Source organism: Bradyrhizobium sp. USDA 4011, assembly GCF_054063415.1.
In genome coordinates, this window is sequence record NZ_JBSSGG010000001.1 from 850976 (window position 1) to 862165 (window position 11190).

At 64.9% G+C, this 11190-nt stretch carries 12 protein-coding genes; 6 read left to right on the forward strand and 6 right to left on the reverse strand.

Features of this window, described 5'->3' with window-relative positions; genetic code table 11:
• The first annotated feature begins 185 nt into the window (after positions 1 to 185).
• The 3 genes from ACVW1C_RS04260 (at position 186) to ACVW1C_RS04270 (ending at position 2499) form a co-directional block, all read left to right on the forward strand.
• Positions 186 to 782: a DUF2889 domain-containing protein gene (locus ACVW1C_RS04260; RefSeq protein WP_456757311.1), complete on the forward strand. Its 597-nt coding sequence runs from the start codon at positions 186 to 188 to the stop codon at positions 780 to 782.
• Positions 783 to 897: 115 nt separating this feature from the next.
• Entirely contained in the window at positions 898 to 1455 is a 558-nt protein-coding gene (locus ACVW1C_RS04265) for a GrpB family protein (RefSeq protein ID WP_456757312.1), read from the forward strand.
• A 126-nt stretch (positions 1456 to 1581) separates the two neighbouring features.
• The gene (locus ACVW1C_RS04270) at positions 1582 to 2499 is read left to right on the forward strand and encodes a DMT family transporter (protein ID WP_456757313.1); all 918 of its coding nucleotides are present in this window, start codon (positions 1582 to 1584) and stop codon (positions 2497 to 2499) included.
• A 61-nt stretch (positions 2500 to 2560) separates the two neighbouring features.
• Here the strand turns inward: ACVW1C_RS04270 and ACVW1C_RS04275 are convergent, their stop codons facing one another.
• A complete protein-coding gene (locus ACVW1C_RS04275) occupies positions 2561 to 3388 on the reverse strand; it encodes an SDR family NAD(P)-dependent oxidoreductase (protein WP_456757314.1) in 828 nt (275 codons plus the stop codon).
• Positions 3389 to 3706: 318 nt separating this feature from the next.
• On the opposite strand from ACVW1C_RS04275, the gene ACVW1C_RS04280 reads away from it, so the two are divergent.
• Together ACVW1C_RS04280 and ACVW1C_RS04285 are read left to right on the forward strand one after the other, a co-directional pair.
• Entirely contained in the window at positions 3707 to 3991 is a 285-nt protein-coding gene (locus tag ACVW1C_RS04280; RefSeq protein ID WP_456757315.1) for a hypothetical protein, read from the forward strand.
• A gap of 278 nt (positions 3992 to 4269) precedes the next feature.
• A complete protein-coding gene (locus ACVW1C_RS04285; RefSeq protein ID WP_456757316.1) occupies positions 4270 to 4890 on the forward strand; it encodes a TerC family protein in 621 nt (206 codons plus the stop codon).
• 88 nt (positions 4891 to 4978) lie between these two features.
• On the opposite strand, the gene ACVW1C_RS04290 is transcribed toward ACVW1C_RS04285, so the two are convergent.
• The 4 genes from ACVW1C_RS04290 to ACVW1C_RS04305 all read right to left on the reverse strand — a co-directional run bounded on the left by ACVW1C_RS04290 (position 4979) and on the right by ACVW1C_RS04305 (position 9753).
• Positions 4979 to 5698: an RraA family protein gene (locus tag ACVW1C_RS04290; protein ID WP_456757317.1), complete on the reverse strand. Its 720-nt coding sequence runs from the start codon at positions 5696 to 5698 to the stop codon at positions 4979 to 4981.
• A gap of 262 nt (positions 5699 to 5960) precedes the next feature.
• Positions 5961 to 6836 (reverse strand): CDP-diacylglycerol--serine O-phosphatidyltransferase, encoded by an 876-nt coding sequence (pssA, locus tag ACVW1C_RS04295; RefSeq protein ID WP_456757318.1) that lies wholly within the window; start codon positions 6834 to 6836, stop codon positions 5961 to 5963.
• Between the two features lie 179 nt (positions 6837 to 7015).
• Positions 7016 to 7714, reverse strand: a complete 699-nt coding sequence (locus tag ACVW1C_RS04300) for a phosphatidylserine decarboxylase (RefSeq protein WP_092127222.1) — start codon at positions 7712 to 7714, stop codon at positions 7016 to 7018.
• 53 nt (positions 7715 to 7767) lie between these two features.
• On the reverse strand, positions 7768 to 9753 hold the full coding sequence (locus ACVW1C_RS04305; protein WP_456757319.1) for an ABCB family ABC transporter ATP-binding protein/permease: 1986 nt from the start codon (positions 9751 to 9753) through the stop codon (positions 7768 to 7770).
• 213 nt (positions 9754 to 9966) lie between these two features.
• On the opposite strand from ACVW1C_RS04305, the gene ACVW1C_RS04310 reads away from it, so the two are divergent.
• Positions 9967 to 10572 carry an LOG family protein gene (locus tag ACVW1C_RS04310; RefSeq protein ID WP_456757320.1) on the forward strand — a complete coding sequence of 202 codons (606 nt, stop codon included), beginning with the start codon at positions 9967 to 9969 and terminating at the stop codon, positions 10570 to 10572.
• A gap of 208 nt (positions 10573 to 10780) precedes the next feature.
• Here ACVW1C_RS04310 and ACVW1C_RS04315 read toward each other — a convergent pair whose 3' ends face one another.
• Entirely contained in the window at positions 10781 to 11158 is a 378-nt protein-coding gene (locus tag ACVW1C_RS04315) for a VOC family protein (protein WP_456757321.1), read from the reverse strand.
• Positions 11159 to 11190 lie beyond the last annotated feature (32 nt).

The window sequence follows — 11190 nt, forward strand, 5'->3', positions numbered from 1 at the left end:
AACCTCAGATGCGCAATGGCGCATCGGGGAATCTCGAGATTCTCAGGTGCGCAATTGCGCACCATAGTTCGATGCTGACGCATCGCCCCGGAATGACGGAGGCTCATGACGCCATTCAGCCGCGACCGTTGACACCGCGGCATGCGGCCGATTGGATCGGCTTAGATTCAATCCAGCGAGTTCCGATGTCCGCACCTGATACCAACGCCGACGGCAAGCCCCGCCGCCTGATGCACCGCCGCTCCGTCGAATGTCTCGGTTATCTCCGTGACGACGGGCTGTGGGAAGTCGAGGCGCGGCTGGTCGACACCAAGCCTTATGCGCGGCAGGACAGGCATCGCGGCCTGCAGCAGCCCGACGATCCCGTGCACGACATCAGGCTGCGGCTCGCGGTCGACGACAGTTTCACGATCCGCGAGACCGGGACCACGATGACCTCGACGCCCTACCCGTCCTGCCTCGACGTCGAAGGCATTCTGCAGCGCCTGGTCGGCGAACGCATCGGCAAGGGCTGGCGCGAGCTGGTCCGCCGCAAGATCGGCAGGCTGGAGACCTGCACCCATCTCGCCGAGCTGCTGGGCCCGGCGGTGACGACCCTGTTCCAGACCGCGACCTCCGGCAAGGATCCGCAGGGCCGCGGCGCGCTCGATCACCAGCAGGGCGCCACCGAGCCGCCGTTCTTCGTCGGCGGCTGTTATTCCTGGCGGCTGGATGGTTCCGTCGTGGCCGAGACTTTTCCGCAGTTCGCGAAGCAGCCTGTCGAGGTGAAGCAGAGTTCGTAGGGCGGGTTAGCGAAGCGTAACCCACCAACTAAGCCAAAAGACGGCGGGTTACGCCTTCGGCTATGCCACCCTACGAGTGCCGCCCGCGTGATACTCTGTAAACGACGATCAGGGGGTGAACGTGGAGAAATACGGCGCCGGGTCGATTGTCGTCTCCGACTATGACCCCAACTGGCCCGCATTGTTCGCGCAGGAGCGCATGCGGATCGAGCAGGCTCTCGGCGCGTTCGCGTTGACCATCGAGCATGTCGGCAGCACAGTCGTTCCAGGTCTCCCATCGAAGCCCATCATCGACCTGCTGGTCGGCGTACCCAGCCTGGAAGAGGCCGCGCAACGATGCATCAAGCCTCTTGAAGCGCTCGGCTATGTCTACATGCCGGAATATGCGTCCTGGATCCCCGGCGAGCTGTTCTTCCGCAAGGGGCCGCCGGGTCCATGGACCCACCATCTGCATATGATGGAGCCGTCGCATCCGCGGTGGGAAGCACGGCTGGTTTTTCGCGATTATCTGCGCGCGCATGGCGAGGCGGCCCGCGCCTACGCCGAGATCAAGCGAGCCCTCGCCGCCTCCTCACAAGACGACATCGAAGCCTATCGAACCGGCAAGGATGCTTTCGTCGAGGAGACCACAGCCAAGGCGCGTGCATGGCGCGCGGCGGCACGAGACCAATAGCAGCAGCGGACCGCGGCAAGCCTGCACGTTTCTCACCGAAGAGGAACTGCGCAATTGGTTGCTGCGCCAATCAGCCCTGCGTCGCTATGGGTTGATCCGTCCTGCGCGCTAACGTAGTCGTCCGGCATGAACAAACATGCGGCCGGCCCCAAGACGGCAGCCCTTCCTGACAAGAAAGCCATTCTGCTCGGGGTCGCATGCGGTCTCGGCGCGGCGCTTTGCTGGGCTCTTGGCTTTGTGGCGACCCGGCATGGCCTGAAAGTCGGGTTCACGCCTGTGGACCTCTTGATGCATCGCTTCCTGTGGTCGGGCATCGTGTTCACCCCGCTCGTTGTGCGCGCCGGCCTGAAAGACCTCTGCGGCATCGGATGGGGCCGCGGCATGGCGCTGATGATGCTGGGCGGCCCGGTGATGTCGCTGATCAGCTATGCCGGCTTCGTGTTCGTGCCCCTCGGGCATGGCAGCGTGATCCAGCCTTCCTGCGCGACGCTGGGCGGACTGTTTCTCGCCGTCGTCCTGCTGAAGGAACAGATCTCACCCTCTCGGGTCGCCGGCGCGCTCGTCATCGTGATCGGGCTTGCCGTGATCGGCAGCGAGTCGATCGGCCATATGGGATTGAGCGCCGTGATGGGCGATTTGATCTTCGTCACGACCGGCTTGATGTTCGCAGGCTTCGCCACGCTGGTACGCTATTGGCGCGTGTCCGCGTTCTCGGTGGCGACCGTCATCAGCGTGCTGTCGCTCTCGTTGTTTCCGCTGTATACCGCCTCGGGCGGGCTGGCGCGCGATGCGGCCATCGGCCTGCACGAGAATGCGCTGCAAGCCGTCGCCCAGGGCATCCTCGCCGGGCCCGCAGCCATGTATTTGTTCGCGCTGTCGATCCAACGGCTTGGCGTAGCCCGCGCCGCCGTATTTCCTGCGACCGTGCCGGTGCTCACCTTGCTGCTGGGATGGCTGCTGATCGGCGAGCCGCCGACCACGCTGCAGGCAGCCGGATTGGTCACGGTATTGGCCGGATTCTATCTCGCGCAACGCCAGAGCTAGTCTAGACGGTTTCCGGACCCGCCGACGGCCTTCGCCCAGCGGGCGCCGGCCGCGCTCCGCGTCAGGAAATCCGCAGCCCGGTGAGCGCAAGGCTCAACGCCTTCAGCCGCTTACGCGCCTCGGCGTCATAGGCTTGCGCATGGGCACGGGCCTCGCGCTTGCCGTCGAAGAACAGCCCGCTCTTGCCGGCGACGTCGTCGTCCTGGACCAGACGCAGGATGGCGTCACCGCCTTGCTCGACGGTCGAGATCGGCGTCGCGCCGCTGGCGCGCACCATCGTGGTGTTCATGTAGGTCGCCGGGTGCAGCGAATTGACGGTCACGCCGGTACCTTCGAGCTCGGCGGCGAGATCGATGGTGAACATGATCTGCGACAGCTTGCTCTGCGCATAGGCGCGCGCGCCGCTGTAGTTCTTCGTGATCATCACGTCGGCGAAGTCGATCGGGTGCTGGCCGAGCGACGCGACATTGACGATGCGCGCCGGCGCACTCTCCTTCAAGCGCGGCAGCAGCAGATATGCGAGCAGGAAGCCGGCGAGATAGTTCACCGCGAAGCGCAGCTCGTGGCCGTCCTTGCTGGTCTGCCGCGCCGGCCCGTCGTTCTGCGACCCGATGCCGGCATTGCTGACCAGAACATCGAGGCGCTCCTGGTCGTCGAGCACCAGCTGGGCGAACTCGCGGACCTCGGCGAGCGAGGACAGATCGGCCTGATAGAACATCGGCTCGCGGCCGCAGACTCGCTTGATCTCGTCGGCGAGGGTCTGCGCCCGCTTGGTATCGCGGCCATGGATCAGGACCCGGGCGCCGGCAGATGCCAGCTTCATCGCAACGTAGCGGCCGACGCCATCGGTGGAACCGGTGATCAGCACCGTCTTGCCGGACATATTCATGGAAATCGCCCTTCGGTCGTTCTCCCAGCGCTGCCAGCAAAGATAAATGCGCCGCTTGGACTTTGCCATGGCAGGCCGCGGCGCGATCACCCAAAAACGGCGCCGAAATCGCCCGCCCACGGCCCTCGTCCGTGGTCCCAAGTGTACACTCTGTCGCGCGGCCTGCGGTCGCGCGGCGCCGCGCCGCGCCTTAACGTGAATACGTTCTGATATCGTCGGGATGAACAACAAGGCCAGGATCGCCAAGAGTCGGCAAGAATCGGAATGTCCATTCCAGACAGGTTCTCGCGGAAGGCTCCCTCGCTGGAGCCGTTCGGCATGCTCCTGCTATTCGCGGTGCTGACCGCGCTGCCGATCATCCTGACTGTTCGTCTGGTTGAGCCCGCACTCGTGCTGCCCGCGCTCAGCCTGGTGTTGTTCGCGGAGGCAGCCATTGCCGCGTTTGCGGCGCGCGTGATCCACATGCGTGCGAGCGTGGCGAACCTCACGCTGTGGGATTTTGCCGGCGCATTCACCTTCATGGGGTGCGCGGCGGCGATCCTCGGCGAGCCGGATCAGGCAGCGCTGTTCTTCGAGGAACAGGCCGCGCTGCGTCCGGTGTAGAGCATGATCCGGAAAAGTGCGAAGCGGTTTTCCGAAAAGATCATGCTCAAATAACAAGGCACGATGACAATCCAATCTGATTTCATCGCGCTTTGACCGTAGATCCCAGGCCGGGCCCCTCTGGCAGCCACAAGCTGCGATGTCGGACTGGAACTCAGTTGGAGTGGCCCTGCCTCGACCCGGGACGCGCACACGCGCCGCGGCAGATTAGCCGTCTACATGACGGCGACATCCTGCGTCGAACGGTCCACTCCCCGACCACAAGGGGAGCATTGCTCATGTCCGAACTGTTCTCACTCGACGCCCTCAGCGCCTTGCTGCAAGTCGTCGTCATCGACCTCGTGCTGGCCGGCGACAACGCCGTCGTGATCGGCCTCGCCGCGGCCGGTCTGCCGGCGAAGCAACGCGGCAAGGCGATCCTGATCGGCATCGCTGCTGCGACGCTGCTGCGCATCCTGTTCGCCCTGCTCACCACGCAATTGATGCAGATCGTCGGCCTGCTGCTGGCCGGCGGCATCCTGCTGCTATGGGTGTGCTGGAAGATGTGGCGCGAGTTGCGCGCCACCGCACAGGAGACGACGGCCGAGCATGCAGCCGATGGCGCGGAAGGCCAGCGCAAGACGCTGTGGCAGGCCACGACCCAGATCATCATCGCCGACGTCTCGATGTCGCTCGACAATGTGCTGGCTGTTGCGGGCGCGGCGCGCGAGCAGCCGATCGTGCTGGTGTTCGGCCTCGCGCTCTCGATCGCGATGATGGGCGCGGCCGCCACCTTCATCGCAAAACTGCTGCAGAACCACCGCTGGATCGCCTATGTCGGCCTCGCCGTGATCCTCTACGTCGCGGTCGACATGACCATCCGCGGCGCATCCGAGGTCGCGAAGGTCGCGCCGGCCTGATCGCCATGAATGTCGGCGGATCTTCACCTCTCCCCATCGGGGAGAGGTGAACCGAGAGCTCGTCGGACGGGTTTAAACTCAAGAACGCTTAGTGGATTTCCGCCGAACGCTTCAGCGCGTCCTTCAGCTTCTCGAGGGTAAAGTCCTTGCTGCGCGCGATGTCCAGGATCGGGGTCTCGCGACGGCCGCAGAGTTCGGCGGCCTCGGGCAGCTTCGCCGCGATGTCATAGGGGATCACGATCGCGCCGTGGCTGTCGGCGTGGATCAGGTCGTCGGAGCGCACCGTCATGCCGGCGACACGGACCTCGCCGCCAAAACTTTCGGCATGCACCCAGGCGTGCGACGGGCCGATCGATCCGGCCAGCGCCTGGAAGCCCGGCGCCCATTGCGGAATGTCGCGGATCGAGCCGTCGGTGATGACGCCGAGGCAGCCGAGCGCCTTGTGCACGGCGCTCTGCACCTCACCCCAGAACGCGCCATAGCCGACGTCGGGACCGTCGATGTCCTGGATCACAGAGATGCGCGGACCGAAGCCGGTGCCGACATATTCATAGTATTCGATGCGGCGCTTCGACTGCTCTTCGGCCGAGAGGCCGGATTTCAGCACCGAGCGGATCGCGACCGTGCGCGCATAGCCGACGATCGGCGGCAAGGTCGGGAACGGGCAGACCAGCGGCTTCACGGTGTAGCCGATCAGACGACGCTCCGGCGCGACGATCTCCATCGCGTTGCAGATCGTCGGCGTGTCATAGCGCGCCAACGCCTCGAGGACGGAAGCAGGCAGCGGGGCGGAAGCGGATGTCGTCACGGCGTTTCTCTCCTGATTTTTGGCGTTCGCTGGGCCGTCCCAGCCTATAGCCGAGATCGCAGGCGAACCCAACCGAGGCACGCTCATGGCTGATATTTGGGAAGATGGACTGCCCACCCCTCTTTGTCATTGCGAGGAGCTCGCGACAAAATTGCAGAGCAATTTTGCGCTGAAGCGACGAAGCAATCCATCTCTCCGCATATGCCGCGGCATGGATTGCTTCGCTTCGCTCGCAATGACGCGGAGAGGATCCGTGCGCCTCTCAATGTAGATGCGCGGGACGATCGTCGTGGTCCGGATCGGTGACCTGTGGCGTGTAAGGCGACGGTGATGCCGGCGCCGGCGCGCTTGCGCCTTGCGTCTGCGCCGCAAGCTGGCGCTCCTGGTCGCGGTAGGATTTCCAGCCCCAGGGCAGGCTGATCAAATAGGCGACCGAACCCGCCGACAGGATGTGCCAGGGATAGCCGATCAGCAGCGCGACGAAGAACACCACCGACACGAACACCGGCAGCACCATTTCCGGCGGGACACGCATCTTCACGGTCTTGCCGGAGAACACCGGCAGCCGCGACACCATCAGGAAGGCGATCAAGAGCGTGTAGAACGCCGTCAGCGTTGCCGGCGGCATCGGCACGCCGAGGAAGGCGAGATAGATCGGCAGCAGCACGGTGATCGCACCGGCCGGCGCCGGCACACCCGTGAAGTAATTGGCGGCGAAGGCCGGCTTGTTCGGGTCGTCGATCGAGGCATTGAAGCGCGCCAGCCGCAGGCCGCCGGAGATCGCAAACACCATCGCGGCGATCCAGCCGCCATTGTTCAGTTCGTGCAGCTGCCAGAAATAAAGGATCAGACCTGGCGCGACGCCGAAATTGACGAAGTCGGCGAGGCTGTCGAGCTCGGCGCCGAACTTCGACTGGCCCTTGATCATGCGGGCGACGCGGCCGTCGATGCCGTCGAGGATCGCGGCGAACACGATGGCGGCGACCGCAAGCTCCATCCGCCCTTCCGTCGACAGCCGGATCGCGGTCAGGCCGGCGCAGATCGCCAGCAGCGTGATCATGTTGGGCACCAGCATCCGCACCGGGATCGGGCGGAACCGGCGGCGGCGAGACTCGGTGGAGTTGGGATCAAAGGGCATCATAGTCTTGCAATATAGCAAGCATGGCCCGGCTCCGCCATCGTGGCGGGAACCGGCTGGTAAAGCGTTTTCCACCGAAGTGGATAGCGGTTCGCGTTAAGAAAACGCGTCAAGATAGAAAACAACAGCTCCGGTTCCGATTCCGGGCGAAAGGGGAGCTCCAGACTGGCGAAACAGAGTTAATCGGCGCGGTAGGTGCGGCCCGGGTCGGCGTTGCGGAAATCCGCCAGAATGGTCTCGCCGGCCACCGCGGTCTGCCCCTCGGAGACCAGCGCCTTGGTGCCCTCGGGCAGGTAGACATCGAGCCGCGAGCCGAAGCGGATCAGGCCAAAACGCTCGCCGGCGCCGATCGACTGGCCTTCCTTGACGAAGCAGACGATCCGGCGCGCCACGAGGCCGGCGATCTGGACCACGCCGATGCGTCCATTGGCGCCCGAGATCACCAGCGAGTTGCGCTCATTGTCCTCGCTCGCCTTGTCGAGTTCGGCATTGATGAAGGCGCCGGGCCGGTAGGCGATGCGGTCGATGCGCCCGGCCACCGGGCTGCGGTTCACGTGGCAGTTGAATACGCTCATGAACACCGAGACCCGCGGCAGCGGCTTGTCGCCGAGGCCGAGCTCGGCCGGCGGCAGCGCCTGCACGACCATCGAGACGCGGCCATCGGCCGGCGATACCACGATGCCGTCGCGCAGCGGCGTCACGCGCACGGGATCGCGGAAGAACAGCGCGCACCAGACCGTGAGCAGCGTCCCGATCCAGCCCAGCGGGGTCCAGATCCAGAACAGGATCAGGCTCGCCAAAGCGAAGCCACCGATGAACGGATAGCCCTCGGGGTGGATCGGCGGGATCTGTGCGCGGATGGAATTGGCGATCGACATCAGAGCTCGCTTGCGTTTCCCCGCCCCGTTTGGCGGGAGAGGCCCTAAATCGACTATTCCGCGGCGGTCGGCAAGGGTTTCTCACCCGCGTCAGGGGTGGAATCATCCGACGAATCGGTGACCACGGGCGGGAGGCGATTCGGCGCGGTGCCGTCGTCATCGACCTGGGCGAGCCGTTCGCGGGCCTCCTCGGCCTCGCGCTGCCGGTTCCACATGCTGGCGTAGAGGCCGCCCGAGGCCAAAAGCCGCGCATGGGTGCCGCGCTCGGCGATCCGGCCCTGGTCCAGCACGATGATCTCGTCGGCGCCGACGATGGTCGACAGCCGGTGCGCGATCACCAGCGAGGTGCGGTTGCGCGAGACCCGCTCCAGCGCGCCCTGGATCTCGTGCTCGGTGTGGCTGTCGAGCGCCGAGGTCGCCTCGTCGAGCACCAGGATCGGCGGCGCCTTCAAGACGGTGCGCGCAATCGCGACGCGTTGCTTCTCGCCGCCAGAGAGCTTCAAGCCGCGCTCGCCGACCTGGGTCTCGTAGCCCTGCGGCGACATCCGGATGAAGCCGTCGATCTGCGCCAGCCGCGCCGCCTCCTCCACCTCGTCGTCGACGGCATCCCAGCGGCCATAGCGGATGTTGTAGCGGATGGTGTCGTTGAACAGCACGGTGTCCTGCGGCACCATGCCGATCGCCGACCGCAGCGAGGTCTGCGTCACTTGCTTGATGTCCTGGCCGTCGATCAGGATGCGGCCGCCCGAGACATCGTAAAGCCGGAACAAGAGCCGCGAGATCGTCGACTTGCCGGCGCCGGAGGGACCGACGATCGCGACCGTCTTGCCGGCCGGCACCTCGAAGCTCAGGCCTTTCAGGATCTGGCGGTCGGGCTCGTAGGCGAAGCGGACATCCTCGAAGCGCACGCTGCCTGTGGACACCACGAGCGGCTTGGCGCCCGGCACGTCCTTCACCTCGGGATCGCGTGCCAGCACGTCGAACATCCTCTCGATGTCGATGATCGCCTGCTTGATCTCGCGATACACCATGCCCATGAAATTCAGCGGCTGGTACAGTTGGATCATCATCGAGTTGATCAGCACGAAATCGCCGACGGTGTGGGTGCCGTTGCGGATGCCGAACGCGCACATCAGCATGGTCGCGGTCAGCCCCGCGGTGAAGATGATCGCCTGCCCGGTGTTGAGCACGGCGAGCGAGGTGTAGGTCTTCACGCTCGCTTGCTCGTAGCGCTCCATCGAGCGGTCGTAGCGCCTGGCCTCGCGCTCCTCGGCGCCGAAATACTTCACCGTCTCGTAGTTGAGCAGCGAGTCGATCGCCTTGGTGTTCGCCTCGGTATCGGAATCGTTCATCTTGCGGCGGATCTCGATCCGCCACTCGGTCGCGATGTAGGTGTAGTACATGAACACGACGACCGTGATCAGCACCGCGAGCACGTAGCGCCAGTCGAACTGCCAGAGCAGCACTCCCGCCAGCAGCGTGACCTCGACGATGGTCGGGATCAGCTGCAGGATCACCATCCGCACGATGGTCTCGATGCCGGAGCGGCCGCGCTCCAGCACGCGGGTCAGGCCGCCGGTCTTGCGCTCGAGATGGAAGCGCAGCGACAGCTCGTGCATGTGCACGAAGGTGATGTAGGCGAGCCTCCGCACCGCGTGCATCGCGACGCGGGCGAAGATGCCGTCGCGCCACTGCGTCAGCACCGCCATGATGATCCGCACCGCGCCGTAGCTGATCGTCATCAGCACCGGCGAGGCGATCAGCCAGACCACCCAGTTCGAGGTCGCGACCGGCGCCGAACCCGTGCCGTTCAGCGCATCGATCGCCCATTTGAAGGTGAACGGAACCGACAGCGTCGCGAGCTTGGCGAACAGCAGCAGCACCACCGACCAGATCACGCGCATCTTCAAATCGGCGCGATCGCCGGGCCAGATGTAGGGCCAGAGATGAACGAGGGTGCCGAGCAGCGTCCCCTTCTCGGCGGCCGGGGTGGCCGTGGGCTGATCGGCCGCGGTCACAGTCTGTTGCGGCGGCACCATCAGGAGCCCGCTCTTGCCGTCATGGCGCGGTGGTCCGCGGCCACATCTTTTCCACGATTTGCCATTGTGCCCGTCATATAGATCGTTTCAACGTGGCGTACAGGCTTATGACGAAAATTGTTCGCGATTCGCGGCAATTTACGGGATATTTTGGCTCTCAATGCCCATATGCGAGTCTTGACCCTGTTTACGCTGCAGTGCCACAAGGATCGTATGAACCAAATCAAGACTGTCTGTGTTTATTGCGGCTCCGGCCCCGGTAACAATCCCCGTTTCGTTGAAGCTGCCGTCGCGCTCGGCAAGGCCTTTGCCGAAAACAACGTGCGCCTGGTCTACGGCGGCGGCTCGATCGGCCTGATGGGCGCGGTCGCGAAATCCACCCTCGATCATGGCGGCTCCGTTACCGGCATCATTCCGGAATTCCTCCGGGCGCGCGAGAATGCGCTGACCTCGGTTCAGGAGATGATCGTCACCCCCGACATGCATGAACGCAAGCGGCTGATGTTCGAGCGTTCGGATGCGTTCGTCGCGCTGCCCGGCGGCATCGGCACGCTGGAGGAGTTGGTCGAGCAATTGACCTGGCAGCAGCTCGGCCGTCACTCCAAGCCGATCCTGCTCGCCAACATCGACAACTTCTGGGAACCCCTGCTCTCGCTGCTGAGCCACATGCGCACGACCGAGTTCATCCGCGCGACGCTTCCGATCAACGTGCTGATGGCCGACCGCGTCGACGAGATTCTGCCGCGGCTGCGTTCCGCCGTGGCGGGCAAGCCGGCGGCCGCGAAGGAGCTCGCGCCCGAAGTGGCGCGGCGGCTGTAAGCGTTCACCACGCCTTCAGCTCCATCACCGTCATGCTGAGGAGCGCGGAACGCGCGTCTCGAAGTATGCACGGCCCGGCTGGTGGCCGTCCATCCTTCGAGGCTCGCCCAGCGGCGCAATTGCGCCGCAAGGCTCGCACCTCTAGCGACAAAGGCGGAGCCTTTGCGCGGGGATGGCGGTTTGAGATGAATGCTCTTCCTAGCCCAAATCACTCGCTCGGAAACGTCACGGCCTCGATGCGGTTGCCGTCGGGATCGAGGACGAAGGCGGCGTAGTAACGCACGCGATCGTGCGGGCGCAGGCCCGGGGGACCATCGGAGAGGCCGCCTGACGCCAGCGCGGCGGCATGGAAGGCATCGACCTCGGCGGTGGTTTTCGCCCGCAGGCAGATATGCGTGCCGCTCTCATGCGCGACCTGCGCCATCGTGGCGCGCAGATTGATCCAGAATTCCGGATAGGCCTTGCCGAAGCCGATCGTCGCCGGTCGCGTGACGAGACGGTTCAGGCCGAGCGCGGCCAGCGTCGGCTCATAGAACCGCGCGGCGCGCTCGAGATCGCGGACGCCGACGGAGACGTGGTCGATCATGTGCCCTCCTTCCCGTCATTGCGAGCGAAGCG